The 26,608-nt window shown below is 65.7% G+C and carries 23 protein-coding genes and 1 tRNA gene; 13 read left to right on the top strand and 11 right to left on the bottom strand.

Annotated elements, in window-relative coordinates:
- Positions 1-321 precede the first annotated feature (321 nt).
- Both H0921_RS12635 and H0921_RS12630 read left to right on the top strand, forming a co-directional pair.
- The gene (locus tag H0921_RS12635; protein WP_194538633.1) at positions 322-1,812 is read left to right on the top strand and encodes an FHA domain-containing protein; all 1,491 of its coding nucleotides are present in this window, start codon (positions 322-324) and stop codon (positions 1,810-1,812) included.
- A gap of 201 nt (positions 1,813-2,013) precedes the next feature.
- Positions 2,014-3,216 carry a DegT/DnrJ/EryC1/StrS family aminotransferase gene (locus tag H0921_RS12630; RefSeq protein ID WP_194538631.1) on the top strand — a complete coding sequence of 401 codons (1,203 nt, stop codon included), beginning with the start codon at positions 2,014-2,016 and terminating at the stop codon, positions 3,214-3,216.
- Between the two features lie 360 nt (positions 3,217-3,576).
- Here the strand turns inward: H0921_RS12630 and H0921_RS18240 are convergent, their stop codons facing one another.
- On the bottom strand, positions 3,577-5,421 hold the full coding sequence (locus tag H0921_RS18240; RefSeq protein WP_194538629.1) for an outer membrane protein assembly factor BamB family protein: 1,845 nt from the start codon (positions 5,419-5,421) through the stop codon (positions 3,577-3,579).
- 406 nt (positions 5,422-5,827) lie between these two features.
- Here H0921_RS18240 and H0921_RS12620 point away from each other — a divergent pair, with 406 nt between their 5' ends.
- From H0921_RS12620 to H0921_RS12600, 5 genes are all read left to right on the top strand, one after another.
- Positions 5,828-6,187, top strand: coding sequence for a DUF1294 domain-containing protein (locus H0921_RS12620; RefSeq protein WP_194538627.1), 360 nt, complete (start codon positions 5,828-5,830; stop codon positions 6,185-6,187).
- Between the two features lie 771 nt (positions 6,188-6,958).
- Complete coding sequence (locus H0921_RS12615; protein ID WP_194538625.1) at positions 6,959-7,555, top strand: hypothetical protein; 597 nt, start codon at positions 6,959-6,961, stop codon at positions 7,553-7,555.
- Positions 7,556-7,762: 207 nt separating this feature from the next.
- Positions 7,763-8,113 (top strand): hypothetical protein, encoded by a 351-nt coding sequence (locus H0921_RS12610; RefSeq protein WP_194538623.1) that lies wholly within the window; start codon positions 7,763-7,765, stop codon positions 8,111-8,113.
- Positions 8,114-8,420: 307 nt separating this feature from the next.
- On the top strand, positions 8,421-8,642 hold the full coding sequence (locus tag H0921_RS12605) for a carbon storage regulator (protein WP_228499584.1): 222 nt from the start codon (positions 8,421-8,423) through the stop codon (positions 8,640-8,642).
- Positions 8,643-8,839: 197 nt separating this feature from the next.
- Positions 8,840-8,912: transfer RNA gene (locus H0921_RS12600), tRNA-Lys, on the top strand.
- 202 nt (positions 8,913-9,114) lie between these two features.
- On the opposite strand, the gene H0921_RS12595 is transcribed toward H0921_RS12600, so the two are convergent.
- From H0921_RS12595 to H0921_RS12555, 9 genes are all read right to left on the bottom strand, one after another.
- Positions 9,115-9,438: a cupin domain-containing protein gene (locus H0921_RS12595; protein WP_194538621.1), complete on the bottom strand. Its 324-nt coding sequence runs from the start codon at positions 9,436-9,438 to the stop codon at positions 9,115-9,117.
- A 143-nt stretch (positions 9,439-9,581) separates the two neighbouring features.
- Entirely contained in the window at positions 9,582-11,429 is a 1,848-nt protein-coding gene (locus tag H0921_RS12590; protein ID WP_194538619.1) for an NnrS family protein, read from the bottom strand.
- Between the two features lie 142 nt (positions 11,430-11,571).
- A complete protein-coding gene (locus H0921_RS12585) occupies positions 11,572-11,997 on the bottom strand; it encodes an RrF2 family transcriptional regulator (protein WP_194538617.1) in 426 nt (141 codons plus the stop codon).
- A gap of 240 nt (positions 11,998-12,237) precedes the next feature.
- Positions 12,238-13,257 carry a PAC2 family protein gene (locus H0921_RS12580; RefSeq protein ID WP_194538614.1) on the bottom strand — a complete coding sequence of 340 codons (1,020 nt, stop codon included), beginning with the start codon at positions 13,255-13,257 and terminating at the stop codon, positions 12,238-12,240.
- A 139-nt stretch (positions 13,258-13,396) separates the two neighbouring features.
- Complete coding sequence (locus H0921_RS12575; RefSeq protein ID WP_194538612.1) at positions 13,397-13,702, bottom strand: hypothetical protein; 306 nt, start codon at positions 13,700-13,702, stop codon at positions 13,397-13,399.
- A gap of 269 nt (positions 13,703-13,971) precedes the next feature.
- Complete coding sequence (locus tag H0921_RS12570; protein WP_194538611.1) at positions 13,972-14,187, bottom strand: hypothetical protein; 216 nt, start codon at positions 14,185-14,187, stop codon at positions 13,972-13,974.
- A 51-nt stretch (positions 14,188-14,238) separates the two neighbouring features.
- On the bottom strand, positions 14,239-14,634 hold the full coding sequence (locus H0921_RS12565; RefSeq protein WP_228499581.1) for a TraR/DksA family transcriptional regulator: 396 nt from the start codon (positions 14,632-14,634) through the stop codon (positions 14,239-14,241).
- 353 nt (positions 14,635-14,987) lie between these two features.
- Positions 14,988-15,434 (bottom strand): universal stress protein, encoded by a 447-nt coding sequence (locus H0921_RS12560; protein WP_194538609.1) that lies wholly within the window; start codon positions 15,432-15,434, stop codon positions 14,988-14,990.
- Between the two features lie 526 nt (positions 15,435-15,960).
- Positions 15,961-17,595: a sulfatase-like hydrolase/transferase gene (locus tag H0921_RS12555; RefSeq protein WP_228499578.1), complete on the bottom strand. Its 1,635-nt coding sequence runs from the start codon at positions 17,593-17,595 to the stop codon at positions 15,961-15,963.
- 352 nt (positions 17,596-17,947) lie between these two features.
- Between H0921_RS12555 and H0921_RS12550 the strand changes: the two genes are divergently transcribed.
- Both H0921_RS12550 and H0921_RS12545 read left to right on the top strand, forming a co-directional pair.
- Complete coding sequence (locus tag H0921_RS12550; RefSeq protein ID WP_194538607.1) at positions 17,948-18,931, top strand: Gfo/Idh/MocA family protein; 984 nt, start codon at positions 17,948-17,950, stop codon at positions 18,929-18,931.
- 89 nt (positions 18,932-19,020) lie between these two features.
- Positions 19,021-19,953: an aldo/keto reductase gene (locus tag H0921_RS12545; protein ID WP_194538605.1), complete on the top strand. Its 933-nt coding sequence runs from the start codon at positions 19,021-19,023 to the stop codon at positions 19,951-19,953.
- A 233-nt stretch (positions 19,954-20,186) separates the two neighbouring features.
- On the opposite strand, the gene H0921_RS12540 is transcribed toward H0921_RS12545, so the two are convergent.
- Positions 20,187-21,071, bottom strand: a complete 885-nt coding sequence (locus tag H0921_RS12540; protein ID WP_194538603.1) for an alpha/beta hydrolase — start codon at positions 21,069-21,071, stop codon at positions 20,187-20,189.
- 417 nt (positions 21,072-21,488) lie between these two features.
- Between H0921_RS12540 and gcvT the strand changes: the two genes are divergently transcribed.
- The 4 genes from gcvT (at position 21,489) to gcvPB (ending at position 26,560) form a co-directional block, all read left to right on the top strand.
- Positions 21,489-22,583 (top strand): glycine cleavage system aminomethyltransferase GcvT, encoded by a 1,095-nt coding sequence (gene gcvT, locus H0921_RS12535; RefSeq protein WP_194538601.1) that lies wholly within the window; start codon positions 21,489-21,491, stop codon positions 22,581-22,583.
- A 99-nt stretch (positions 22,584-22,682) separates the two neighbouring features.
- A complete protein-coding gene (gene gcvH, locus H0921_RS12530) occupies positions 22,683-23,096 on the top strand; it encodes a glycine cleavage system protein GcvH (RefSeq protein ID WP_228499575.1) in 414 nt (137 codons plus the stop codon).
- A 417-nt stretch (positions 23,097-23,513) separates the two neighbouring features.
- The gene (gene gcvPA, locus H0921_RS12525) at positions 23,514-24,881 is read left to right on the top strand and encodes an aminomethyl-transferring glycine dehydrogenase subunit GcvPA (protein ID WP_194538599.1); all 1,368 of its coding nucleotides are present in this window, start codon (positions 23,514-23,516) and stop codon (positions 24,879-24,881) included.
- Between the two features lie 146 nt (positions 24,882-25,027).
- Positions 25,028-26,560, top strand: a complete 1,533-nt coding sequence (gene gcvPB / locus H0921_RS12520; RefSeq protein WP_194538598.1) for an aminomethyl-transferring glycine dehydrogenase subunit GcvPB — start codon at positions 25,028-25,030, stop codon at positions 26,558-26,560.
- Positions 26,561-26,608 lie beyond the last annotated feature (48 nt).

The following is a 26,608-nucleotide window of genomic DNA, read 5'->3' as shown; positions in this document are numbered from 1 at the left end:
AGGGTCGGGGTCGTGGTAAACTAGAGTGCCTCGATTTTCTGGCAGGCGGAGGAGGCCAGGGCCAGGAGGAACCGCCTGGCGGGGTTCCCGGTCAAACCGGAGATCAAGGGGATCCGGGGGAATCGCCTGGTGCCAGGGAATGCGGATCGCCAGCACGGACGCCCCCAACCGCAGAGAATCGCCCCAGCGGAGGGAACGGCCTGGTGCCAGGGAATGCGGATCGCCAGCACGGACGCCCCCAACCGCAGAGAATCGCCCCAGCGGAGGGAACGGCCTGGGCGGAGGGAACGAGCCGCGGCGGGCGGTGCGAGGGAAATACGAATGGCCGAGTCGATGTGGCTCAAGATGCGACAGGCGCGGGAGGCGATGGCCCAGGGGCGTCTGGAAGAAGCCGAGGAGCGGCTGCGCGAGCCACTACAGAAGGGGTATTGGCGGGCTTTTCGGCTGGCGCGGAAGCTGGCGCAGGCTTATGTGGTGCGGGTTCAGCGGTCGTTGTGCAGCGGCCAGTATGCTTCGGCCTGGCAAGACCTGCTGCGGGCGGAAGAGTTGCATCCCGGCAATCCGAGCTTGGCGGAGCTGCGCGCGAAGTTGACGGAACGGGAGATGCGGCGCTTTCGGGCGATGCTGGGGCGGCGTGATCTGGAGGAGGCGGTCCGCGTGCTCGACCGTCTCAGCCAGCGGAAGGTGTCGTTCGATCTGCTGGAACCGTTGTATGAGTTGGTGCGGGATTATTCGCAGGTGCTTCAGTCCGCGCAGCGTGGGCAGTTCGAGGAGGCCTGGCAGCAGTACAAGCGGCTGGCGGTGCCGGAGTGGTTTACGGCGGAGTATCAAGCGCTGAGGGAGGAGTTGCAGCAGCGGCGGGCGCAGTTTGAGTCGGCCTTGCCTCGGCTGTTGCAGGCCGTCCGCAACGGGGACCATGAGGCGGTGATTCTCGCGGCGGAACAGGTGCTGGCGGCCGCCCCGGATTATCGTCACGCCCAGGAATTGCACGTTCAGAGTTGGCAAGCCTTGCGGCAGTTACCCGTCGCGCTGGCGAGTCCGCCCTCTGGGGCAGGTTCCCCCCGGACTTTGACGCATGTTCCCAGCGCGCGCAGCGTGTCTGCGCTGCCGCTGTCCCGGCCCACGCCCTTGCCAACTCCTGCGCGGACGTTGCCCCATCCGCCGGCGGGCATCCCCTCGCGCCTGCTCTTGTGGGTCCATCACGTCGGGGCGTATCTCGTTTGTTTGAACAATGGGGTCAGCATCGGGGGGCATGGTTACGATCATCCGCCGGCGATTCCGATCTGCGCCGATCTACCCCGCTGCCAGGCGGAGTTTTGCTTCGATAGCGAGGGGTTTTGGCTGGAAACGAGCCATAACAATGTTTTCCTCAACGGTCGGCGGGTGCAGCAGACGTCGGACCTGCTGCGGGATGGGGACCGCATCACCCTGGGGGACACCTGCGAGTTGCATTTTCTCCAGCCCCATCCGCTGTTTCAGACGGCGGTGTTGCGGATCACCAGCGGGCATCGTCTGCCTTTGGCCATCGATGCGGTCATTCTCATGGGTCAGCAGGTGGTCCTGGGGCGGCATGCGCACGCGCACATCCCGCTGCCACGCCCGGTCAACGGGCATTCCCCCCCTGGGGACCTCTGTTTGTGCCGCTCGACGGAGGGCCTGGGCGTCCGCGTCCCGGACGGCGAGCAATTCACCATCCGCTGGGGGCAGCAAGCCCAAACTCACAGCGGCTGGGGCATCGTGCACCCCGGCTCCATCGTCGAGTGGACGTTTTGCAGCTTCACCTTGGAAACCGATCACGACCTGCGGCTCTGAGCGCGAGCCGGCCCATCTCCCTGCGCATCGGGTAGCGACATATTATCCAGGGAAAGGCGGAAGCCCAACCGGAGAAACCAGGGACCAAGCGAAGCGGGACGCCTGCGCTTTCGGCGTCCCTGGGTGGAGCTGGCAGCACCGCCAGGGGGGAAGGAAACAGGGGCGAGCAGAAGCAACGCGAACACGGAGAGCAGCGAAGGGATGAACCGAAGGTGTGCGGGGAGCGAGGAGCGGCCGGCCCTGCTGGGGGGAAGGCCGGTGCGGCCGGACGGCCCGCCCCTCTGGCCGGGCACCAATGCCGCCGTGGAGGAAGCCCTGCGGCGAGCGGCGGCGGCGGGACTGTGGGGACGGTACCACAGCGAGCAGTCCGAGGCGCTCAGCGCGGAGCTGGCCGAGTTTTTCCAGGTGCCGCACGTGCTCCTCTGCGCCAGTGGGACGCTGGCGGTGGAGGCGGCCTTGCGGGCCTGCGGCGTCGGAGCGGGGGATGAAGTCCTGCTAGCCGCCTACGACTACGAGGGGAACTTCCTGAGCGTTCACGCCGTGGGAGCGGTGCCGGTGCTGGTCGATGTCACCGCGTTGTCCTGGCAACTGGATGCGGAGCTGCTGGCGGCGGCGGCCAGCCCCCGCGTCAAAGCGGTGATCTGCTCCCACTTGCACGGCGGCATCGTGGACATGCCCGCGGTGCTGGAGCTAGCCCGGCAGCGAGGGTGGTACGTCATCGAGGATGCAGCCCAGGCCATCGGCGGCCAACTCCAGGGCCGGCGCTTGGGAAGCTGGGGGGACATCGGCGTGGTGAGCTTCGGCGGTTCCAAGCTGGTGGCGGCGGGGCGCGGGGGAGCGTTGCTCTGCCACGAGGCCCGGCTGGCTCAACGCCTGCGCCTGTGGCTGCGTCGCGGACCGCAGGAATGGGCCGCTTTGAGCGAGTTACAAGCCGCCGTGGTGCGCCCGCAGCTTGAGCAACTGCCCGCCCGGACCGCTCAGCGTGCCGCCCGCGCCGCCCGGCTGGAAGCGGCTCTGGCGCCCTTCGGCGCCTTGCGCCGCCTCGCCCCGCTGGAGACACCCCAGACGCAGCCGGCGTTCTACAAGCTCGGCTGGGACTACGACGCCGCCGCCTTCGGCCTGTCCCGCGCCCACTTCCTCGCCGCCCTGCAAGCGGAAGGGATCGCCATCGCTCCCGGCTTCCGTGCCCTGCATCTGCACCGCTCCCCCTCCCGCTACCGCGCCGCTACCCCCCTCCGCCACGCCACCGCGGCCCACCACCGCTGCGTCCTCCTCCACCATCCCGTCCTCAGCGGCTCGGAAGAGGACGTGCTCCAGATTGCCCAGGCCGTGGCCAAAATCCACCGCTACCGCCAGGAGCTGGCCGCCCTGCCCCTCCCCGCCCCCGCTCTGAGCCAGGACTGACCGCGGTCCACCGGCCCCACCAGCCCCACCGCTAGGGCCTCCTCACCTTTCACCGGCCGTCCCCCGCCGCCTCGTGCGCCTGCGACGCTCCATTTCACCCGTGGGAGAAAAGAGCTTGGCCCGCCGAAGAAAGGATTGGACCTGCCGAAGTAAAGGGGCTGGACCTGCGGGAGAAAAGGGCTTGATTCACCGAGGAAAAAGGGCTTGGCCCGCGGAGCCGCGCTCCTGCGGTTCCCCAGCCGCCGACTGTCTCCCGGAGGGCTACGTGCTCTTCCGCACGCGTTTGGCCCCTGCTGCGTGTCTGTTAGCGGTTGGTTCCCCCCGAAGTGTCACGGGGCGCGGGGGTTGGCGGCGCTGAGGTCACTTGGCGCGGGGGTTGGCGGCGCTGAGGTTGGTGTGGCCCATGTCGCCGCCCCAGGTGAACCAGCCGGTCAGCTGGGCGTCCCCTGTGTCGATGCAGACGACGCGGCCATCGAACGTGCTGACGTAAACCCGTCCCTCGACCACGGCGGGCTGGGTGCGCACCGGATGCCCCACGGTGTACGTCTTCACGACTTTTCCCTGGCTCGGTTCGAGGAGGAGGACTTCCCCTTTGAGGGTAGCCACCACAAGCCGGTCCCCGGCGAGCGCGGGGGCGGTGGCCAGATACCCGCCTTCCTTGAGCAAATCCCCGTCGACCTTCCGCTCCCAGATTTCTTTACCCGTTTGGGCGTCCACGCACACAATTTTGTCCCCCATCGCGGAGTAAAGCTGCCGGCGGAAGTACAGCACGCGCGAACCCTGGAAGGCCTGGAGAGCGGAAATGTTGGCCTGGCCGATATTGAACATCGCCGCGCCGGCATTGGCGGCTTGCTGGGCACCGGCGCCTAGACCGTTGCCCGCGTCGAGGGATTTGGCGAATGTGGCCAATTTGGCACGCATCTGTACTTCCTTGTCCAAATACGGGGCGGCTTGCCGCGCCGCAGCAAAGTTCAGCGTTTGGTTACGCCGCTCCGCACCCACCACCGCTTCCGCTACCTGCCGATCACGGTCCGCCCGCTGGGTCCAGTACACCTGCTCGCCGACCGCCGTCGGAGCCGAGGTGACACCACAACGTCGAGCCGAGACGATCGTCCCATCGCGTTGCTGGAAGCGGTACAGGGTTCCGGCAAACGTCGCCGCCAGCACTTCCTCCTCATCGATCACGGGGGCCGAGATCACGTCGCTATCGATCCAGCGCTGCCAGAGAATCTTCCCGGTTTTCAACTCGATAGCGATGAAGGCATGCGTCGGTCGGGGCAGGGGCGGATTGCCCGCCGCTGGGGCCGGCTGGCCGCTTCCCGCTAGCGTCTGGGCCGGCTGGGAACCGGAGAGGGACGGCTCATCAGCCGGTTTGGGACCTCCTACGGGCGGCTTCGCCGGCTTGGGACCTCCTACGGGCGGCTTCGCCGGCTTGGGACCTCCTACGGGCGGCTTCGCCGGCTTGGGACCTCCGGGTAACGGCGGGACTCCCGGCCCAAGGTTCGGAATCTGCGGCAGCCCCGCCCATTGCGCCGCGCAGGGGTAGGACGTGAACACGATGCCGTTGGCAATCGCCGGCGTGCTCGTGAGCGGGTCCCCCAGCCAGTAGGACCACAGATGCTTCCCCGTGTTGGCATCCAGGGCGAAGAGCGTGCAGGATTCCGTGTTGAAGATCACGACGCCGTCGGAACAGACCGCGGAACTCGGCCCATCATCGCTCAGATCGACCGCCCAGATCGGCTTACCGGTCTTGGCATCGAAGCAGTAGAACTGTCGGCTGCGGAAGCCGCCACCTACGTAGAGCTTGCCCTCATAGACCGTCGGCGTGGGAATGGGGGCGTGGGCGGGAAACTCCAGCGTGAATCCCTGGGCCTGACGTCGGAGTTGCACACGGTTTTCGGCCATCGCCTTCGCATGCCCCACCCGGAATTGGCTCGGCGGAGCCGGGTAACGCGGCGAATTGATCTCCCGCACTTTCGCGGTGATGTCCTCCCCCGGAGCGGAGCCGATCGGGTTCGCCGACTTGTCCGCCGGACTTGGGCCTTTCTCCGTGTTCCCTTTGTTCTCCTTGTTCTCCTGAGATGCTGACGGGGGCGACGCTTGGGTGTCGGCTTGTCCCGCGTTCGAGGACGACAGGAAGGCGGACCAAACCAACAGCCCGCCCAGCACCCCTGCCGTCAGGCACAACAGCATGCGCCGCAGCATGGTCGTACCCTCCCTTCTACGTGCCTCATCGCTTCGCTGGCCTCATCGCTTCTCCCTTATTGGCTCGTTACGACGCCGGAACCGATCTCGTGACTTCGCCTCTCTCCGGTTTGTCACTTCCGACGACGGAAGCGGCCGGTTGGTTTTTCCGGTCTGTGTCAAATTGACTCGACCTTCTCCCCCGCCCCTGGGACCGTCCCAGCTTGAGGCGGACAGACCCTGTTCTCCGGGCGGACATTCACGCGGGGCGCCAAGGCTAGCGCCGCACGGCCGCCGACAATTCCGGTTGACATGATTCCTTGTTAGCCCAATGATAAGCGGAACACAATTTACGAGGAGAGGTCTGGTTTTACCTTCCTTCCTGAGACTGGGGATACGTGAGCCTTCCAAACCCGGGAACAAAGCCATGTCGCCGACGGCGTTTTATGGCCTGGCAGCCGCCTGTGGTGTGGTGATCCTCGCCCTCCTCCTGGCCGTCTCTGGCGGTTGGCACCCGGCCCTGGCCTACCTGGCCGCGATCAACCTCACGACGTTGGCCCTCTACAGCTACGACAAACTCATCGCCGGTTCATCCCTGGTCCGCGTCCCGGAAAGCGTCTTGCAGGGGTTGGCCTTCCTCGGCGGTTCCCCCGCCGCTTTCGCCGCCCAAAAAGTCCTGCGCCATAAGACACGCAAAACCTCGTTCCAAAAGACCTATTGGACGATTGTGTTCCTCCAACTCCTCCTCATCGGTCTGATCGTCTGGCTGGCCGTCCGTCGTCCGTAGCGTGGGGAGAAAAAGCGTGGGGAGAAAAACGGACGGGGCATGTCCGGGGAATTGTCTGGTCCATGGAGGTCACGCGCCCCATGCTGTGACCCTGTTCTGACCCTGACCCTGTTTGCCAAAGCGCGAGGCGTTCCAGGTTCCGTCCCGCTCCGCTCAGGGTCCGCCGGGCGATTTCCACCGCGGGGAAAGCGTGCGGTTCGCTAGCAAACCCGGTCAGCCCGCCCTAACCCTTCTCGAACCGAAGAGACACTGCCCCGCCGTCGGCTGTCACGACTCCGTCGCGCTCCGCCCGTCTGTTCCCCATTCGCTGTCGCTTCTCCGTCTCCGCCCGTCTCCGCCCCGCCGCCTCCCTGCTCTCTGTCGGCTGGCGCTTCCCCCTCCGGTCCATTCCCGCCTCCCTGCTCTCTGTCGGCTGGCGCTTCCCCCTCCGGTCCGCCTTCTTTCCCGTCTCGGCTTCCTCCGTCTCCCTCGCGGTTTCCTGCGGCTGAGCTTGTCTAGAAATGTCGCTTTTCCTGGGCGTGCGCGGGGGTAGCAATGGCGAGTTTTTCGCCGCGGCGGGGCAAAAACCGGGTTTTTTCGGCATTTTTTCGCTCATGAACATTGACACATATGTGAACATCTGTATAAGAGATAGCAGCGAGGCCGGAATGAGGAGTTTTCCCGGTTCCGCGACGGACAGGCCGACACGGGCCGGACCGCTCGGAGAGGCCGGCGGAACGGGGCAGAGGCAACGGGATCGCATCGGCCGGTCTCGCCGGGGAGGGTGAGACGATGACACACGATCGACAGTTGGTGGCTGGGGTGCCATCTTGCGGCGGCGAAGCCTGGCGGCAGGTCTGGCGCGAGGGGTTTGTGCCGGAGCTGTCCACGGCAGCGCTGGAGGCGTTGCGCGAGGGGCTGGTGACGGACGATCCCCGGCTCCAGCAGGGGGCCACGACGACGCCGCCGCCGCTGTTGTCCCTGATGGATTGGGCGGTGGAAGCGGCCTGTGCCCTGGGTTACTGCGGCTGGCGCGGCGAGGGGCTGAAGACGGTCGGCCAGGTCGAGGAGTATTTCGCCCGCCTCTGCTACGAGGCGGACCTGCGCCTGGGGGAGCCGACCGCCTGCCGCCATTTCCTCAACTGGTACGACGACACGCCGCGGGAGATCGTCCGCCGGGAACTGCTGGCGGAGGTGGAGCTGGCCTTGGCCCAACGGCAGGCGAAGCCGGCGCCAGCCGCCGCCTCTGCCGCCGGAAGCGACTCTGCCACGCAGAGCGACTCCCGCGCCGACAACGGTTCCACCGCAGGACGCGATCCTATCGCGGGGAGCGATCCTATCGCCGGGAGTGATCCTATCACCTTCCCGGTCACCCTGGCCGCCGCCTGATAGTGGGGAGTGGTCCCCCTGCCGTCCCTGGGGTCCTGGGTCCGTGTGCAGGGCACTGCCGCCAGCCCCGGCCGGACCCCTCGGAAGTCCGCCCCAGCCCAGACACACCGCCGGATGGACCCGAACCGGATCGATCCAAACCGGATGGACCGGAACCACCGAACGCCTGACGCACGAGAATGCTCTTTCTTCTAGGAGGTATCGCCCATGGCTACGAGCACCGCTGTCTGCCGTCATTGTCACAAGTGCAAGGTGAATCGACCCCGCGGTTTGTGCTGGAGTTGCTACTACACGCCCGGTGTCAAGGAGCAGTATCCGTCCACGAGCAAGTACGCTCGGCGCGGGGTGGGGAACTTCAACGGCAACGCGCCGCTGCCGCCTTTGCCCACGACGGCGCCGCCCGGCAGTCCCGAAAAACTGGCCGTGCTGGAGGAGCGCACCCGCCGCAAACAGGCCCTCTTCCACCCCGCCGATGCCCGCTACCCCGGCGATCCGCGGCCGTTGGAATACCTCCGGCAGCACGGCCTGGACGCCAGCCCGCCGCCTCAAGCCGCTTGAACCGGACTCGGACACCCCGACCTGCCCGGAGACCGAACCGCCTCGGAAGCGCCGGCGGAACGGCAACAGGGAGCGGAGCGCCGCCTCCGTTCCCCTTCCGGCAGGTCCCGCGACCTTGCGGTTCCAACCCCAACGGTCCGATCCAATCGGCCAGCTTCAACGATCGCACCCAATCTACCGGAAATGAGCCTGGACAATCCGCAAAGTCGGCTCCTTTCTGGCCAAATTCCCACCATCGCCGGTCACTTTGTGAAGTAAAATTAGGAAGCGTTTAGGAACGACTGATGCGGACTCCGGAGGATGCCCCATGTTAGTACTCAGTCGTAAACTGGGCGAGAAAATCTACATCGGCGACAACATCTGTATCACGGTGGTGGACATCGACCGCGGCAAAATCCGCCTCGGTATCGAAGCGCCCCGTGAAGTGCCTATCTATCGTCAGGAGCTGCTTCCCCTGCATCACCAGCACCATCCTCAGAACGCAGAAGCCCGTCAGAACCAGGACCAGAACCTGCCCGCCGCCTCCTGACGGCACTCCCCTCTCCGCCGCCCGCCTTTCTCGTTCTTCAGCCTTCCGGTGCTGGCGGGAAAGGGGGATTTCGCCTTCGGCCCCTTGAAACTTTCCTCGGTCTTTCCAAAAATATCTCCGCGGGCCATCCTCCGCTCGGCTTTCCTCGTCGAATCGTCCAGGATGGGCGGCCTGCGACCGTTCGCCTTCTCCGGCACGCCCCGCTAGCTCAACTGGCAGAGCAGCTGACTCTTAATCAGCGGGTTGTAGGTTCGAGTCCTACGCGGGGCACTCCTCTGTTCTGAGGCCAGTCGCGGCCAATAACGCCAACGAACTGCAAATCCTGGGACTTACGACAACCCCGCCTGCGCCGGCCCTTGAAGTCCTGTTTTCCCTGACCCTCGGTCCCAGGGTACTGCTGCACCAGAACAGCACGGGCAGGGGTGCGCCTTCCCCCAGAGGTGAAGGATCCGCCTTTTGACCCCCGCGGATTTCACAGCAAAATGGTGACGAGGACGGAGGCGTCCTCCAGGCCGCGCAAGGAGTGCAGCTCGTGGCCGGGAAGGTAGAGCATCTGGCCCGCCGCCAACTCCTGGGTCCGCCCCAGAGCCGTGAAGGCCACCCGCCCTTCCAGGCAGTGCACCGTGATCTCGCCAGCCACTTTATGCGGCGGGATTTCCTTACCCGCGGGCAGCACCAGGCGGATGACCTCCAGCCGGGCCGTCTTGATCAGCGTCGTCGTCAAGCTCTGGCGCAGCGCGGACCCCAAGGGCCGAACATCGATGACCTGGCCCGGAGCGGCATGCGGAATCGCCATGATCTAAACTCCTTTGGAATGCAGGTAGTTAAAGATATACTCCTAAATTCGAGAAAAAACTTCGTTGGATCGTTTGCTGGAACCGTTCGCGTTCAGTCCTCCTGTCATGTTCGGTTTTTCCCGCGAGAAAAATCTCCGGACGGTCAGGACGTCAGGACAGGCAGGGAACGCATCGACGGCGGCAAGGCCTCGCGTGCCTGATTGAGCGCGGCGAGGACTTTCTGCGTGGGCAGGCCCAGGTATCGGCAGGCTTGGCCAATGCTGACTCGATAGGCGAGCGTTTGCCGCAGCCAGGATTGGGCCAACGGGCGGAACCCCAGGGCCAGGAATGTTTCCAGCAGTTCCGGGTAACGGGCGAGGATTTCGCCGACGCTGTGGCCTTCCTCGATCGGCGTGCCGGGGATGTAGGGCAGCAGCTCCGCCGTGCGGGAACGCCAGCCGCCGAACATCAGACGGACGAGATGGCCGCTCCAAAGGGCGAGTGCGGCCACTTCCAGCACGCCGCTGGCAGCCATGAGGGGGTACGCCGACGGCAGGAAGTCCGTCATGGTCTGGCCCACGACTCGCAGGGTACAGCCGGCGTTGAGCAGGACAAACGGCACCCACAGGCGCGGCAGGCGGCGCGGATCGACACCCTGGAGAGTGGGCACCACCCGTGCGGCCATCCCCAGGATCATCAGGCTGATGAACCCCACGGTGACGGCATGGCGGGCAGCACCGTAGTAGGCGTGGGAAAAGCCGATCTGCACGGCCAGGCTCTCCGGCGCCAGCTTCGGCAACAGGCCGAACTGATACCCCGGCAAGAGGACCAGCATGGCTAGCGACAGCAGCAGCCAGGCGTAGGCGGCACGGATGAACTTGAGGCTGCGATCCGCTTCCCGCACCGGCCGGAAAATCCCCCAGTGCCAGACCAGTGTCATCACTGTGGCGGACAGCAGCAAGACAGAGGCATACCAGACGCCGGCCCAGAACCGGCGGGACTCCCCCAGGAGAATCAGGCCGAAAACTTCTCCCAGCACAGCGAGGTTGAGCAGCGCCAGGGCCGCCAGACTTCCCCGCCGGGACGGTGCGGCCATTTCGTAGGCCGGGAGCACCACCCGCTGGGTCACGCCCAGGATCATCAGCAAGGCGAAGCCGTGAATCTGGATGTCCCGCAGCGCTCCCTGCCAGGCCGCAATCAACGTCAGCAGTTCTTCCCGGCTCTGGGTCTGCAAGAGGGCCTGCAAATAGACCGCTTCGTAAACCGCCTGGATGGCGAACCAGAGCAAGGCCGCGAGAATGTAGCCGTCGGAGCAGGTCAGGCCGCGCTCCGCCCGCCGCCAGGTCGCCCCGATCACGATCACGAAGAGGAGCACGGCGAGCACCTCCAGCCAGGCCGAGGCCACCGCAAGGACGCCCGCCGCCGCACGGCTTTCTGCCAGCGGCTCGCCCACCGAGCGCCCGACGATGCCCAGCAGCATCAGCACCAGGCTCGCCCACGCCAGCGCCGGATACGCCAGCACCGTGTGCTTGAACCGGGGAAATGCCTGATAAGCAAAGCCCATGACGAAGAGGCCGACCCAGCCGAAAATCTGGGCGTGGCCGTGAGCGTTGATCTCATGGACTCCCACGGCCCGGAACGAACCCGCCCAGCCGATCCGCAGCAGCAGATACGCTCCCCACGTCGCCCCCGCTGTCAGCGTGACCAGAATGCCGGCCAGGAAGAAGGGGCGATAAATCGCATCTACGCCGCGAGGCGGTCCGGACGAGGCCGGCAGCGCCGGGGAAAGCGGAGGGCGCGGAGCGCTCAGCACCTGGCGTATCTCCTCCAGCAGCCGTTCCAAGGGCACATCATGGAGGCGGGCAAAGGCAGCCAGGGACTCGACCGGTCCCTCCGGCCCGCCACAGCCCTGCAAGCCGTAGCGGTCGAGCACCTGCCGTGCCTGGGGATAGCGGCGCAATAGCTCAGGAATCATCGTCAGGCCATCGATCGGAAGCGGAGTCGGAGCCATAGCCGGGGCCTCCTGGATTCCTCGAATCGCATGTGTTTATCCGAAATTGACCAGCCGATGGAGAGTTTTCCGTTCGTCAAATCGCATGTTATTGTCCTATTTTGGAGGCTCAAAAAAAGGCCCTCCTGATCCCCGGAGGCTTTCAGGAGGGAATTTTTCGCCGCGGCGGGATTCTGGCCACCAGGTCCGCCAGAGTGGTCCGCTGGAGCATCTGGATATAGGCGCTGCGGACAGCCTTCCAGCGCTCGTGGAGGGGACAAGGCGCGGAGTCCGAACAGGCTGGCAAGCCCAGAATGCAGCCGGACCAGCGGCTCAGGTGCTCGATCGGTTCCACGACATCGTAGAGGGAGATCGTGCGGGGATCGCGGGCCAAGCGGAAGCCCCCGCCCAGTCCCTTTTGGGATTCGACCAGGCCCTGGTCAACCAGGAGGCGCAGGAGCTTGGCCAGATAGTTCGGGGGAGCGCTGATGCGGCGGGCGATGCTCCCCGCTCCGGCATAGGCCGCTGGCGGCAGTTGTGCCAACGCCACCATCGCACGCACAGCATGCAAACCGGTTTTGCTCAGCATGGTTCCCTCTTGCCCCCGGCGATCCGGCCTGGATGAATGCCGATAATCGCATGTTTTTGTCCTATTATATCCCCCGCGAAGGCCCATCGTCCATCCCTGACTGCGGATTTTGCGGAAGAAAATGCTCCGGCCTTTCCTCCAGCGCCCGCCCGGTGAGGACTCAGGCTGCCTCCCACCGGCTCCGGCCCCAGATTCGCGCCGGGGCTGCGGGAGCGAAGGGAGAGGCGGAAGGCGGGGGGCTCAGGCGGAGGGTTTTTTGAAGAGGTCGAGGAAGCGGTCTTCGTAGTCTTTGAAGACGCCGAGGCGGTCGAGTTCCCGCTTCAGCTCGAAGGCTTTGGAGCGGTCGGCGGCGGCCTCGGTGAAGAGCTGCTCGATGTGCTGCTGGTCGGCGGGGGAGAGTTTGCCGTTGCGTCCGGGGCGGCGGGTGTCTTCCGGGGCTTCGGCGGAGGCGGTTTCGCGGTCCGCTTCCGGGGCGGCTTCCTCCGCGGCTTCTTCCCCTTCCTCCGGCTCTATTTCTTCGCCCTCCTCGGCTTCACCGTGAAGCTCGCGGTACTTTTCCTGGACGCGTTCGAGCAGTTCGCCAAGCTGTTCTTCCACCCGTTCCGCTTCGCGTTGCAGTTCGGTCAGGTCCAGGTCCAGGCGGGCGATGGTGGTGAAGACTTCCAGGATGGCCAGAGACGCCTTGGGAAAGGGGAATTGGGCGAAGATGTGGGGCATTTCGCCGAGCAAGCAGGTGCCGGGGAGCTGGGCTTCCGCCGCCGCTGCCAACAGGATGCCATTGAGGCCGCCGATGTGCCCGTCCTGGAGCAGGTGGAGTTCCAGTTGTTTGAGTTCGTCCCGGTAGGCGGGATCGGTGGTCGCGCCGAAGACGCGGGAGCGCTGCCGGGGATGCATCTGCGTGGCCATAGCGGCGAAGGTGAAGACCCGCTCGACGTTGAGCTTGCGGGCGATGTCCATGAGGTGGCGGCAGAAGGCGTATTTGCCCCACTGCGGCTGGGCTTCGCCGACGAAGACGACCAGGTCGTGCCGTTGCTGAGGGTCCTGCCAGACGTAGAGACGATGCCGGGGACGGCGCACTGGCTGGATCAGGCCTTCCTTGACCTCCACCTGTTCCACGTCGAAGAGGTCCGGGGTCTCGAATTCCGCCAGGGCGTTCATGCCGAGCTTGGCCAGCAGGTAAATCCCCGCATTGATGGCCACATGGCCCATCCCCGGCCAGACGGCAATCAGCCACGGATGATGCAATTGCGGTAGTTCCACGGAGTCAACTCCTTACCAGGCACTCCGATCTATTCTCTCCCCACGCTGAAGGGCGGGGTCTTGTCCGCACCTTCATCATACAATTGGAGAGGGCACTACCGCTGCGGGATTCCGCACCGGGAGCCTGCGGGACTTCTGGTCAGGAGGCGTTGGCCGCCGCCCACTCCCGGCTAGTTTCACGGCTCGGCTCCGCCGCAGGGACCGCCGCGGGGGAAGGACGCGCTGGCGTGACGTAGACCGTCGAGGAAGACACGGTGGAAGCCGCAGCCTGCACGGCTTGACCGGCTTGGCCCGGCGGAGAAGCGCCCGCGGAAGGCGAATGCTCCCGGAACAGGCCGTAAGCCACTCCGAAGGCGAACAGGGAGGCCGCCGCCAGGGCAGCCCAGGCGTACAGCAACGCAGCCATCACCAGCTCCCAGTCGCGCCAACCGGTTGGAACGAACATGATGCACCCTCCTTTCCGAATCGCGCAGAGAATCTGTCCCCGTCCGCTCACAGACCCAGGATTTCCAGGGTGGAACATTTCACCGGAACCTTTCCCCTTACCAGCGTTGGAAAAAAACCAGCCCCAGTTCGCGGGCTGGCCCTGTCGCCCGAGGCAGCCGGACACCAGAGGCAGCCGGAGTGAAGGCTAGAGGCCCCGGTGGGGACAGCCGTTTTCGACCGATTCCCCAGGAGTCGGCGCGTTCGGGCGGTCTGCGAGAAGCGGCGGGTTCACACCGGCTCCCAGGTGGTTTGCTCGGCGAGTTGGCGTGCCCGCACGGCCAGGGCGGCCAGCTCCGAGGCGATGATGCCATACTCCGCCGCCACGCCCAAATGGCCAGTGACCTGTTCGACCCGCTCCACGGTGCGTTCCAGCAGGCGCACCTGCTCCTGGAGCACGCGGATCAGGTCTTCGAGCAACTGCCGCAGCGCTTCCGAACGATTCATGGTCAGGCCTCGCACATCCTAGGAAAGAGGCGGGGGGTTTCAGGGCCGCTTTTAGTCCAGCTCTCCTGCTTCCGCCTTGCGGGCGCAGTCGATGCAGTACGGGGTGTGGGGAAGCAGATCGAGCCGTTCCTTGCCGATCGGCGCACCGCAGTGGACGCACAGGCCATAGGTACCAGCGGCGATGCGGGTGAGGGCGTCCTGGGCTTGTGCCAGGATTTCCCGCTCGTTTTGCCAGAGCACCCGTGCCAGGTATTCCTCCTCCTCCTGGCTGGGCGGATCGGTGTCGATGCCCGGCAGCTCCACCCCGGCCACCGGTTGCTCCGAGCCGCGCCAGGCTTCCGCCTCCAGATGGCGCACCTCCGGCCGCAGGCGGGCGACTAGCCGTTCCAAGCGCCGGCGGTAATGTTCCACTTGCCGCTCGGTCAAACCCGATGCCGCGAGAGTCATGTTCGCCTCCTTCCCCCTCGTTTCCGCTTCGGACACGGTGAGACGCCAGAAGCTTTATGCACAGGCCGTACCAGACGCCCGGCTCGGCCTCGATTTTGGAGAAAAAAGTCCTCAATTAATGAGAGGGGGGAATCCGCTCACACGTTGCAGGGGAAGGCCATCCGGCGTCGCACACATTCTGGCGGTCCGTTCCGAAGCCGCTTCGCCTCCGGTGCTCGGACCGTTCCGTCGGGCTGGCCGGATTTTGTCCCAAGGCTGTGCGGCAGGGTTACAAGGACTGTGTCTGTTTGGCGCTGGGCCGATGCGGGCTGGCAGAACCCGCCCCGTGTTCGCCCGTGGAGGAGGGGTCAAAGTCACGTTTGGACCGCGGGGAGGGCGGCGGCGCGGACCGTCAGGACGGGGCACGGGGCTTTACGCAAGACGCTTTCGGCGACACTGCCGACGAGCAAGCGAGCCAGGCCGGTGGTGCCGTGAGTTCCCATGACGATGAGGTCGGCGTGTTCCTGTTGGGCCAGTTCCAGGATTTTTTCCGCAGGTTCGCCTTCGAGGAGGCGGTGTTCGTAGGGGATGCGGTCATCCGGGGGGCGCAGAGCGGCGAGGCGGGCCTGCAGACTGGCCGGTTCTTCCTGGGGCAGAGGCATGGCGATGCCGTCGGGAGCGTAAACCGGAGGCGGGGAATAGACATGCAGGATGAGCAGGCGGGCGTTGTAATCGCGGGCCAAAGCGCAAGCCAACTCCCAAGCCGCCTGGGACGGCTCGGAAAAATCCGTCGGGTGCAGAATCGTGCGAATTTTGAGCATCGCGAAGTCCTCCGCAGTCTGGAGTGGGGCGCGGGTGCGGCACCGCCAAGCGTGCTGAACCCGGACACCGGTGCGACACCGCCAAGTATGCTGAACCTGGACACAGGTGCGACACCACGAGGCACGCCCGCACCGTCCCTTGACCGTTGCTTCTGTGCAAACGGGGTACCAAGCCGGCGCCTAATTTTCTCCCGCAGCGCACCGTTCCCGCCCCGGCTGCCCCTCCGGTAGGTGCCCGGCCAGGTTTCTCTCCAGCCCGAACGACAGAGGGGAAGTAAGAAGGGGCCTGAGCAGAATTTCTGACGGCGCTAAGCTGGAATTTTGGCTTGGGTTAGCCATTAGGCCTCCCATTGGCCCGATTGGTCAAGCGCCTCTAGGGCCATCAGGGCTTCGGCGTTCCGGGCATCCCGGAACGGTGTGCTTCCGAGTTGGGGGTGAGTCGGGGTGCAGTGCGCGTGAGGGCACGATGTGCGTCAGGGCATCGTACCTGCTTTGGTACAGTGTGCGATGGAAGGCAAACTTCGGGTCAAGGCTTTCCGAAGTATTTCTCCACGATCCACGGGGGTTGCCATTTGTCCGGCTTGCGGTCGAAGTCGTCGAATCGCACCTCCTTCGGCTTTGGCTTGGTGACGCTGAGCGGTTGCGTGTCGCCCACCTTCCGTTGCCAGTCGGTCAAAAGCGTTGTGAGTCGCTCGACCTCGGCGGCGAATCCCGGCTCGGCGGCGAGGTTCCGCGTCTCACCGGGGTCGGTTTTCAGGTCGAACAGTTCTCGGTGGTTGATGGGCGGGTAGACGATCAGTTTCCACCGTTCGTCCCGCACCGAACGCATGAGTCCGCTGAACGGTAGGAATACGGAGTCCCGGAGTTGCTTCTTCTCACCAACCCACAGCGGACGAAGGCTTTCCCCGGCGACTTTCTCCGGCAGCTTGGCTCCGGCCCATTCGCAGATTGTGGGGAATAGGTCGAATAGGTAGGTGAAGGCGTCGATCGTCTTCCCGGCGGGGATACCCGGACCGGCGATGACCAGCGGGCACTTCATGCTGTGCTCGTACAGGCTTTGCTTGCCGAGTAGCCCGTGACTGCCCATCGCCAGGCCGTGGTCGGCCGTGTACACGACAATCGTATTCTGGGCGTAGTCGCTTTTCTCGAGTGCCTTCAGGATGCGGCCCACCTGCTCGTCCAGGTGGGTGATGAGGCCGTAGTACTCACACAACTGATCCCCCACGACTTCCTTGGTTCGCGGGTAGGGGGCAAGGTTCTCGTCGCGGATATTCTTCGTCAACCCGTTGTCAAAGGCCGGCAGCGGGCGGAAGTTCGCGGGCAGCGGCGGGCGAGCCTGGTAGTACATCTCGCGGTACTTCTCGGGTGGGTTCCGGGGGTCGTGCGGGGCCGTGAAGGCGACGTAGCAGAAGAACGGCTTTCTTCCCTTGTAGCCGTTGAGGAATTCGATCGCGGCGTCTGCGAATTCCTCGCTAGAGAACTTCTTCGCCACTCGGCGATTCGTGACCTTGCCGCCGCTCACGTCCGCGACGGGGACCTTCGTGTGATCGGCCATCCCGCCGAAAAAGACCGAACGGGCGTCCGGAAAGGCCCGCACGAAGGAAGATTCGCCGTTGTGCCACTTGCCGGTGGCGAAGGTCGTGTAGCCGGCAGCTCGGAGGATCTCGGGTAGCAGGGGGACACCGTCGAGATTCGGCTTCACGTCGAACCAGGTTCGGCCGCTCATGAGCATCGCCCGGCTGGGCACGCAGACCGCCCCGCTGTTGGAGCCGAAGCAGTAGTTATTGCGGAAGCTGCAACCGTGAGCGACGAGCCGATCGAGGTTCGGGGTGCGGATGTGTGGGTTGCCCCACGCGGCGATGGTGTCGGCCCGTTGATCGTCGGCGAACAGAAACAGGATGTTTGGCGGCGAGGCGTTCGGGTCGGTCGCGCGAGCCGCCGGTGCCGTAGCCCCGAGGATCGTGACGATCACCATGATCCACGGGAATAGACCGCGGAGCCAGCCGTGGCGGGAAAGCGGTCGGGCCGTCGCCGGCGGGGCCAGGGGTCGCATCCCGGTGAGGAGGTGTTTCGGCCCCACCACGGGGTCGCTCGACGTTGCGAGGCTCAACCGTACGCGACTTCCGGCGGGGGGCATGCGGGTAAGGTTGTGATCTCTCATCGGTTCGGTCCTGGTTGGGTCATCGGTTCGGTCCGGAATGCACTCCGGCGTGTTGACACGATGGCGGGTCCACCCGGTACTCCTGGTTGTGGCTCACTCAGCGAGATCGCGATGGAACGGTCCCTGCGAGGGAAAATATCATTGTCCTGGGTTCGGGTCTTGCGGGGCATTTTCGACCTCATGATCTCACTCCAGTTGGACTATCATAACTCGGTTTCGTAAGAAGTGAAGTAAAAAATTCCCTCCGGCCAATGCCACGGGGGACTGATACGATGATCCCCACGCCAGCCGCTGGTCCAGGGGATAGAGGTCCGCTTCCCGTGGCTGGAGCTGTCGCACAGGAGCGTGTCGTATGGGAACCAGTCCGGAGACGATCGGGGTTGGCTTTATCGGCGCGGGGGATGTTTCGGTGCTGCATGCCCGTGCGGTGCAGAAGTGTCCGGGGGCGCGCCTGGTGGGCTTGTGGAACCGCTCGGCGGACCGGGCCGAGCAGCGGGCGCGGGAGTTCGGCTGCCGCACCTATGCCACGCCGGAAGAACTGGTGCAGGACCCGGCCATCGACGCCGTCTTCGTCCTGACCAATCTGGAAACCCACCTGACCTACACGGAGCTAGCGTTGCGGGCCGGCAAGCATGTGCTGGTGGAAAAGCCGGTCGGGGTGAACGTGGCGGAGATCGCCCGCATGCGGGACTTGGCCCAGGCGCAGAAACGGGTGTGCATGCCCGGCCACAATTACATCTACGAAGCCAGCATGCAGCGGACCCGCGAGCTGGTCGCCAGCGGGGACCTGGGGCGGATCGTCTCCTGCTATGTGCTTTACAATATCCACCATCCCGAAGAGGTGGCCCGGCGCTACCCCGGCGTCGTCCGCCAGATTTTGACCCATCACTCCTACATTCTGCTCTATCTGGTGGGCCGACCGGTGGAAATCTCGGCCATGAAGGCGGTCCTGCATTACCAAACCTACACGGAAGAAGACATTGCTATGGTGCAGATGCGCCTGGAAAATGGCGCCCTGGCCCACTTCTGCGCCAGCTTCGCCGCGGATGACCACTCCGGCGATCCCTGGACCGTGCTGGTCAAAGTCATCGGTACCGGCGGCAGCACCCGCTATAGCTACCGCGACCATGTCGAGATCAAGCCCGGCCTGGTCCACTCCCAGACCTACACCGCCTACCAGGGGTCGATCACCAACGAGGTCTATCACTTCCTTCACCGCTGCATCCGGCAGGGGGAAGCGCCCCTGTCCACCCTGGAGGACGCCATCACGGCGCAGAAGATGATCGAAGCGATCGAGGAGTCGATCCGCACCGGGCGGCATGTGTCTCTGAGCTAAAGGTGCGGGGAAGAAAAGGCTCAGGTGATCCGAACGGGGGCGGAGGCACGAGGGAAAAAGGTGGGCGGAGGGCAGGAGGAGGCGGGGCCATGCGTTACCGGCCGTTGGGGCGCACGGGGCTGGAAGTGTCGGTGCTGGGGCAAGGGGGGGCGGCCATCGGACAGCAGTACGGCCCGGTGGCCTTCGAGGAGGCGCGGGACTGCGTCTGGGCTGCCCTCGACGCCGGCGTCAACTTCATCGACACCTCCGCCTACTACGGCAAGGGGCTGTCCGAGGAGTATCTGGGGCGGATTCTGGAAGGCGGTTTGCGCCAGCGGGTGATTCTCTGCACCAAAGCGGGGCGGCTGGACCGGGACGTGTTCGACTTTTCCCCCGCGGGTCTGCGCCGCTGCGTGGAAGGTTCTCTGCGCCGGCTACGCACGGAGGCCGTCGATATTCTCCTGGCCCACGACATCGAGTTTGCCGACAATTACGAGGCCATCTTCACGCAGACCTACGAGACCCTGCAACAGCTCCGCCAGGAGGGAAAGACGCGCTTCATCGGCATGTCGGCCTACCCGTTGGGACTATTGCGGCAGGCGGTGGAGCGCTGCCAGTTGGATGTCATCATCAGTTACGCGCATTACACGTTGCAGAACACGCGGCTATTGGCGGAGCTGCTGCCGGTGGCGGAGGCACGCGGGACGGCGGTGATCAACGCCTCGCCACTGGCCCTGGGGCTGCTGACGGAGCAGGGTCCGCCGCCGTGGCATCCCGCCGGGCCGGAGATTCGGGCCGCCTGCCAGGCCGCGGTCGAGCACTGCCGGCGGCGCGGGCAAAACATCGCCGTTTTGGCCATGCAATTCTGCTACGCCCAGGAACGCATCCCCTGCACCCTCACCGGCACCGCCCGCCGCAGCGAACTGCTGGTCAACCTCCAGGCCCTGGACCAACCCCTGGACTCGCAGCTTTTGGCTGAAGTCCAGGGCATCCTCGCCCCGGTGCGGGACCAGAGCTGGCCCAGCGGCAACTGGAAGGACTGAACCCATCCCAGGCCGGAACCAATCGACGGAGCTAGTTGAAGGGGGGAGCCCACCCCAGGTCGGAACCAATCGACGGAGCTAGCCGAAGGGGGGAACCCATCCCAGGCCGGAACCAATCGGCGGAACCAGCCGAAGGGGGGAACCCATCCCAGGTCGGAACCAATCGACGGAGCTAGTTGAAGGGGGGAACCCATCCCAGGTCGGAACCAATCGACGGAACCAGTTTCCCGCCGTCAGCGGACATCGCGCCAGAGCCAGCGGAGGGCATCCGGGAGGAGGACGCCGCCGTGCCGGCCATTGTGCGCCCCATCGCCGTAGACGAACTTGTAGTCGTAGTGCATGTAACGGAGGGCGGCGGCCATCTGCAAGTTCGCCAGCGGCCAGCTTCCGTGTTCGTTGTCCAGGTCCCCGCTGCCATCTTGCAGATAGATGCGGATCGGCTTGCGGGCGGTCTTGCGGATCAAGCCGGGATAAATGTCCCCGCCGCGGATGTTGGTGAAGCTGCCGACGTGGGAGAGGACCTTGCTGAACAGATCGGGGCGTTCCCAGGCCGCCGTGAAGGCGCAGATGCCGCCGGAGCTGATGCCGCCGATGCCGTGGGCTTCCGCCTCCGGGCGCAGCTTCACATGCTTGGCCACCTCCGGCAGTATCTCTTTCTCCAAAAACTCCGCATACTGCTTGGAGAGGGTGTCATACTCCACGCTGCGGTTGGAGGCGAATTTGCCATCCTTCCCCTTACGGGCAGGAAAGACGCCGGGATTGACGAACACGCCCGCCATCGGGGGAATCTCTTTTTTGTGGATCAAATTGTCGAACACGATCGGGACGCGGAATGGCCCGTTGGGATTGAGGTAGTTGAAGCCGTCCTGGAAGACCATCAAGCACAGGGGCGTCTGGCCGTCGTACTGGGCGGGGATGTAAATCCAGCAATCCCGTTGCGTGCCGGGATAGATTTTGCTTTCCTTCCACTCGAATTTGACGATCTTGCCCTGGGGTACGCCCGGCTGGACCTGGGAATCCGGGCCGTAGGTGTAATCATCCGCAGCGGGCATGGCCTCCCGGCCCACGAGCAGCAGGGGGCAACTGACCAACAGCGGCAGCAGAAACAAGCGGCGCATGGCACCCTCCCGGTGTCGGCGGAAAAGGATCAGGAACCAGCAGGCACAGCGATCGCCTGCGGGATTAGCCTAGGTCCAGGGGGCGGGGCCGCACACCGGGCAGCTTCGTGGAACGGCATTCCCCCCAGCGGCGGGCGTGTTCCCCCGGATGGACAGGCGTTCCTCAGCAGAAGGGCGTGCTCCCCACCGGGCGGCCTAATTCCCTTCCCCCCGCGGCGGGCGTGTTCCCATCGAGGGCGCGTCTGCCAGAGGAAGGGAAGGAGGGAAGGGGGAACAGGAACACGGGCAGGAAGTTGCGCAGCAGGTGGTGGAAGTTCCCCCCGCGGCGACTACGATAAGCGCAAGGGTGGTTTCCAGGGCGGAGGCCGCCCTTGTCTTGTTGCCGGCCCGCCCGGCTAGGGAGAGGAGCACGGGGCCATGAGCACACTGCTCCGCACAGCGTTGTACGACTGGCACCTGGCGCAGGGGGCGCGGATCGTGCCCTTCGCGGGCTGGGCCATGCCGCTCCAGTACGAGGGGATCGTGGCCGAGCACCTGGCGGTGCGCAAAGAGGCGGGGATGTTCGACATCTCCCACATGGGTCGGCTGCGCTGCCGGGGGGCGGGCGCGACTCAGCTTTTGGATTCCGTCTGCACCAATGCCATCGCTCCGATGCAGGCCGGCCAGGTGCGCTACAGCCTGCTCTGCCACGAGCGCGGCGGGGTGCTGGACGATGTGTTGGTGTACCGCTGGGCGGAGGAGGAATACAGCCTGGTGGTCAACGCGGCCAACCGGGACAAAGTGCTTGCCTGGCTGGAGCAGCACCGGCGCAGCGCGGCGGTCCAGATTCAGGACGAGACGCTGGCAACGGCGATGGTGGCGGTGCAGGGGCCAGCCGCCGCGGCAGCCGTGGCGGACCTCTTCGCGGACGACCTGCGCCGTCTCAAATACTATTTCGCCTGCCGGACCTGGTGCGGAAGCACCGCGGTGTGGGCCAGCCGCACCGGCTACACGGGGGAGGACGGCTTCGAGATTGTTCTGCCGGCGGAGGCCGCGCTGGAGCTGTGGGAACGCCTGCGGGGGCGCGGGGTCAAGCCCTGCGGCCTCGGCGCGCGGGACACCTTACGCCTGGAAGCGGGCATGCCCCTCTACGGCCACGAACTGACTGAGGAGATCAACCCGATCCAAGCGGGGCTGGCCTGGGCGGTGAAATTCAGCAAGGGAGACTTCATCGGCCGCAGTGCCCTGGAACAGGCACGCCAGGATCGGACCCTGCCGGTGCGTGTCGGCTTGGAAATCGAGGGGCGGCGGGCTGCCCGGAGGGGCCACCGCGTCCTGTCCGCCGAAGGGCAAGCGGTGGGCACGGTCACCAGCGGCAGTTTCTGCCCCTACCTGGAGCTGTCGCTAGCGATGGCTTACGTGATGCCGGACTCTGCCGCCGTGGGTACGCCGCTCCAGATCGAGCTGCCCGGAGCCTTCCTGCGGGCCGCGGTGGTCCCCCTGCCGTTTTACAAGCGGACGCCGGCCGGCTGACAGTCCGGAGACAGCCGTTGGAAGACAAGCCGCAGGCCAGCCATCGCGGCGGGCCGAAAACCGGTGCGAATCCCCAGTGTTTCTCCTAGCGAGGTGAGTATGCACAATCCTCCCGATTTGCGTTACACCCCCACGCACGAATGGGTCCGCTGGGACGGCGAGCTGGCCACCGTCGGCATCACCCGCTTCGCCGTCGAACAGTTGACCGAGCCGACGTACCTGGAACTGCCGGCCCTGGGCAGCACCGTGGAAGCGGGCAAGCCCTTCGGCGTCATCGAGTCGGTCAAATCGACCTCCGACCTCTACGCTCCACTCAGCGGCGTAGTCGCCGAACGCAACAGCGAGCTGCTCGATGACCCGGCCAGCGGACGCAAAGGGAACCTGGCCCTGATCCTGGAGGACCCGTTTGGCCGCGGCTGGCTCATCAAAATCCGCCCCCAGCCGCCTGTGAGCCTGGAGCACCTGCTGACCGCCGAGCAATACGAAGCCCAACTGGCCGCCGAAGGACACTGAACCGAGCGAGGGCACGCCGCCTCTGCCAGCGGGATGGCTAGCGAGGGCGTGGCAGCCTGGCGGTCCTCCCAGCGGCGGACCCAGGCGCGGAGACCCCGCCCAGCCTTCCAACGGCGGGGTCCCAACGGGAAGACCCGGCGGTGAAGAGCGGCTTCCCCGCTGCGGTTCCTCACTCAACCGGCCTGAGCGGCGGCGCTGCCGGCGCGGCACTCCCGGCGGCGCGGATGCCCCTGGAACGCAGGGTAACAGCCGCCGCGGCGGTCGGACACCTTCGCGGCCCTCGCGAAGACGCTGACGCGGGGAACAACACGACGCTAGCGGGATGCAGGAAACGATCCTACGCTGGCAACGGAAGAAAAAACAACGTTCCGCTTTCTGAAGCGGTTGGCTTTCTGTTTTCGAGTTTCGAGGTTCGCCGTGTCGTACTTGCTCAACACTGCGGAAGAACAACAGGCGATGCTGGCCTATTTGGGTGTGCCGAGCGTGGAGGAGTTGTTTGTGGCGGTACCGCCGGAGGTGCGCCTGCGCCGGCCCCTGCATCTGCCTCCGGCCCTGACAGAACTGGAACTGCACCGCCAGGTGGAGGAGCTGGCGCAGCAGAACGCCTCCGCGGCGCAGTATCCGTGCTTTCTCGGCGGCGGGGCGTATGACCATTTCATCCCCGCGGTGGTCGATGCCATCGCTTCCCGCAGCGAATACTACACCGCCTACACGCCGTATCAGGCCGAGGCCAGTCAGGGGACGCTCCAGGTCATCTTTGAGTATCAGACGCTCATGTGTCAGTTGACCGGCCTGGGGGTGGCCAATGCCAGCCTCTACGAAGCGGGTTCCGGCGTGGCGGAAGCGGTGCTGATGGCCCTGGGGGTGACGGGCCGACAGGACGGCGAGGTGCTCGTGGCCGAGACGGTCCATCCGGAGTACCGCCGGGTCCTGGGGACGTATCTGGCCAATCTCCCCTGCTCGCTGCGGGTGCTCCCCGCCCCGGAAGGCTTCCTCGATCCGGACGACCTGCAGGCCGCCCTGAGCGACCGCACCGCTGCTGTGGTGGTGCAGTCGCCGAACTTCTTCGGTCATCTGGAGGAGGTGGCGGACCTAGCCGCGGCGGTCCACCGGGTGGGGGGGGTGTGCATCGCCGTGTTCGATCCGATCAGTCTGGGCCTGTTGCGCCGTCCGGGGGATTGCGGCGTGGACATCGCGGTGGCCGAAGGGCAGGGGCTGGGCATTCCCCTGGGCTACGGTGGGCCGTATTTGGGCATCCTGGCTTGCCGGGATGAGCCGGCGTACCTTCGGCGTTTGCCGGGCCGCCTGGTGGGGCAAACCACGGACCGCCACGGCCAGCGCTGCTGGGTGCTCACCCTGCAAACCCGCGAGCAGCACATCCGGCGGGAAAAGGCCACGAGCAACATCTGCACCAATCAGGGCCTCATGGCCTTGCGCGCCAGCGTTTATCTGACCGCGCTTGGCCCCCAGGGTTTGCGGGAAACCGCCGAGCTGTGCCTGCGCAAGGCCCACTACGCCGCCCGGCGCCTGGCGGACGTGGCGGGAGCCGAGCTGCGCTTCCGCCGACCCTTCTTCAAAGAGTTCACTCTGCGCTGGCCGGGACCCACGGACGCCCTGCCCCAGCAATTGCGGCAGCGCGGCTTCCTCGCCGCCCTCCCCCTCGGACGCTGGTTCCCCTCCTTGGCCGACTGCTTCAGCCTGGCCGTCACCGAGAAGCGAACCCGCGCCGAGATCGACGCCCTGGCCGACGCCCTGGCCCACTGCCGGCCGCCTTCCCGGCCGTGACACCACCGCCGCGCCCCCGCGCCGCACCCCCGACAACCTGCGGACAGCGACAACCTGCGGACACCCGATCCCTGCAAAACCGAGCTGACACGAGTCATCCCAGATACCTCAAAAACCCAGGCGAACCCAGGAACGTCGAGACTGCCATGAACAACGTTGCCGCCACGGAGTTGATTTTCGAGTTGTCCCAGCCGGGCCGGCGCTGCCACCGCTTGCCGGCCTGCGATGTGCCGCCGGAATCCCCGGAGCCGGACCTGCCGGAGCGCTATCGCGCCGCCGCGCCCCCGCCCCTGCCCGAAGTCGGCGAGGTGGACCTGGTCCGCCATTACGTCAACCTGTCCACGCGGAACATGAGCATCGACACCCACTTCTACCCGCTCGGTTCCTGCACGATGAAGTACAATCCCAAGCGGCACGAACGCTGGGCGGCCCTGAGCGGCTTTGCCGCCCTCCATCCCTATCAGGACGAAGAGTCGGTCCAGGGCATCCTGCGGCTGCTTTACGAGTTGCAGGAGTTTCTGGGGGAAATCTCCGGCTTGCCCGCGGTGTCGCTCCAACCGGCGGCGGGCGCCCAGGGGGAACTGACCGCCCTACTCATCGCCGCCGCTTACTTCCGCGACCAGGGGCAAACCCACCGCCGCAAGGTGCTGATCCCGGATTCGGCCCACGGCACCAATCCCGCCTCCGCCACCTTGGCCGGCTTCGAGACCGTCACCGTCAAGAGCACGCCGCAGGGATTGGTTGACCTGACCGATCTGCGGAGCAAACTCGGTCCGGATGTGGCCGTCTTTATGATCACCAATCCGAACACGCTAGGGTTGTTCGAGCGGCAGATTCGCACGATCACGGACTGGCTTCACGAGGCCGGCGCGTTGGTCTATCTGGACGGGGCCAACATGAACGCGATTTTGGGGATCACCCGTCCGGGGGATTTCGGGGCGGACATGCAGCATTACAACGTGCACAAGACATTCACCGGCCCGCATGGTGGCGGAGGTCCCGGCAGCGGCCCGGTCGCGGTGCGCGACTTCCTCGCCCCCTACCTGCCGGTCCCGGTCGTGGTGCGCGAGGGGGAACGTTACCGCCTGGACTACCACCGCCCCAAGAGCATCGGCAAAATGCACACCTTCTACGGCAACGTCGGAATTCTGCTGCGCGGCTACTGCTACATCCGCACGCTCGGACCGGACGGCCTCAAGCAGGTCAGCGAGCAGGCGGTGCTCAATGCGAACTACCTGCGCGCCCGCGTGGCCCAGGTGCTGGAGGTGCCCCATCCCGGCCCCTGCATGCATGAGTTCGTCGCGTCCGCCCGCAAACTCCTCCGGGAAAAAAAGGTCCGCGCCATGGACCTGGCCAAGCGCCTCCTGGACTTCGGCATCCACGCCCCCACCGTCTACTTCCCCCTGGTCGTGCCCGAAGCCCTGATGATCGAACCGACCGAAACGGAAAGCAAAGCGACCCTGGATGCCTTCGCCGACACCTTGGCCCGCATTGTGCAAGAGGACCCGGACTTCCTCCGCGCCGCGCCCCACACCACGCCCATCAGCCGTCCGGATGAAGTGCAAGCGGTCAAGCAGCCGATCCTGCGCTGGCAGCCCTCTGGCGCAAGCTCCAGCTCCCCGCCCGCTCCCGCGGCCCCGGCGGCAGAAACGCCCCAGGTGGTCCCCGCCGCTTCCTGAGCGGCTCGCACCCGGAACCGCATCGCTCCTCTGCACCGCATCGCCACC

Origin of the sequence: Thermogemmata fonticola (assembly GCF_013694095.1) — a bacterium.
GTDB classification, from domain to species: Bacteria; Planctomycetota; Planctomycetia; order Gemmatales; family Gemmataceae; genus Thermogemmata; species Thermogemmata fonticola.
Note: the sequence above shows the minus strand (reverse complement) of the source record. Positions and strands in the feature narration are given on the sequence as shown.

What these genes read in the sequence shown, in the direction of transcription:
- H0921_RS12635 (WP_194538633.1), top strand. Translation starts at nt 322, where the DNA reads ATGGCCGAGTCGATGTGGCTCAAGATGCGACAGGCGCGGGAGGCGATG.
- H0921_RS12630 (WP_194538631.1), top strand. Translation starts at nt 2,014, where the DNA reads ATGAACCGAAGGTGTGCGGGGAGCGAGGAGCGGCCGGCCCTGCTGGGG.
- H0921_RS18240 (WP_194538629.1), bottom strand. Translation starts at nt 5,421, where the DNA reads ATGCTGCGGCGCATGCTGTTGTGCCTGACGGCAGGGGTGCTGGGCGGG.
- H0921_RS12620 (WP_194538627.1), top strand. Translation starts at nt 5,828, where the DNA reads ATGTCGCCGACGGCGTTTTATGGCCTGGCAGCCGCCTGTGGTGTGGTG.
- H0921_RS12615 (WP_194538625.1), top strand. Translation starts at nt 6,959, where the DNA reads ATGACACACGATCGACAGTTGGTGGCTGGGGTGCCATCTTGCGGCGGC.
- H0921_RS12610 (WP_194538623.1), top strand. Translation starts at nt 7,763, where the DNA reads ATGGCTACGAGCACCGCTGTCTGCCGTCATTGTCACAAGTGCAAGGTG.
- H0921_RS12605 (WP_228499584.1), top strand. Translation starts at nt 8,421, where the DNA reads ATGTTAGTACTCAGTCGTAAACTGGGCGAGAAAATCTACATCGGCGAC.
- H0921_RS12595 (WP_194538621.1), bottom strand. Translation starts at nt 9,438, where the DNA reads ATGGCGATTCCGCATGCCGCTCCGGGCCAGGTCATCGATGTTCGGCCC.
- H0921_RS12590 (WP_194538619.1), bottom strand. Translation starts at nt 11,429, where the DNA reads ATGGCTCCGACTCCGCTTCCGATCGATGGCCTGACGATGATTCCTGAG.
- H0921_RS12585 (WP_194538617.1), bottom strand. Translation starts at nt 11,997, where the DNA reads ATGCTGAGCAAAACCGGTTTGCATGCTGTGCGTGCGATGGTGGCGTTG.
- H0921_RS12575 (WP_194538612.1), bottom strand. Translation starts at nt 13,702, where the DNA reads ATGTTCGTTCCAACCGGTTGGCGCGACTGGGAGCTGGTGATGGCTGCG.
- H0921_RS12570 (WP_194538611.1), bottom strand. Translation starts at nt 14,187, where the DNA reads ATGAATCGTTCGGAAGCGCTGCGGCAGTTGCTCGAAGACCTGATCCGC.
- H0921_RS12565 (WP_228499581.1), bottom strand. Translation starts at nt 14,634, where the DNA reads ATGACTCTCGCGGCATCGGGTTTGACCGAGCGGCAAGTGGAACATTAC.
- H0921_RS12560 (WP_194538609.1), bottom strand. Translation starts at nt 15,434, where the DNA reads ATGCTCAAAATTCGCACGATTCTGCACCCGACGGATTTTTCCGAGCCG.
- H0921_RS12555 (WP_228499578.1), bottom strand. Translation starts at nt 17,595, where the DNA reads ATGAGAGATCACAACCTTACCCGCATGCCCCCCGCCGGAAGTCGCGTA.
- H0921_RS12550 (WP_194538607.1), top strand. Translation starts at nt 17,948, where the DNA reads ATGGGAACCAGTCCGGAGACGATCGGGGTTGGCTTTATCGGCGCGGGG.
- H0921_RS12545 (WP_194538605.1), top strand. Translation starts at nt 19,021, where the DNA reads ATGCGTTACCGGCCGTTGGGGCGCACGGGGCTGGAAGTGTCGGTGCTG.
- H0921_RS12540 (WP_194538603.1), bottom strand. Translation starts at nt 21,071, where the DNA reads ATGCGCCGCTTGTTTCTGCTGCCGCTGTTGGTCAGTTGCCCCCTGCTG.
- gcvT (WP_194538601.1), top strand. Translation starts at nt 21,489, where the DNA reads ATGAGCACACTGCTCCGCACAGCGTTGTACGACTGGCACCTGGCGCAG.
- gcvH (WP_228499575.1), top strand. Translation starts at nt 22,683, where the DNA reads ATGCACAATCCTCCCGATTTGCGTTACACCCCCACGCACGAATGGGTC.
- gcvPB (WP_194538598.1), top strand. Translation starts at nt 25,028, where the DNA reads ATGAACAACGTTGCCGCCACGGAGTTGATTTTCGAGTTGTCCCAGCCG.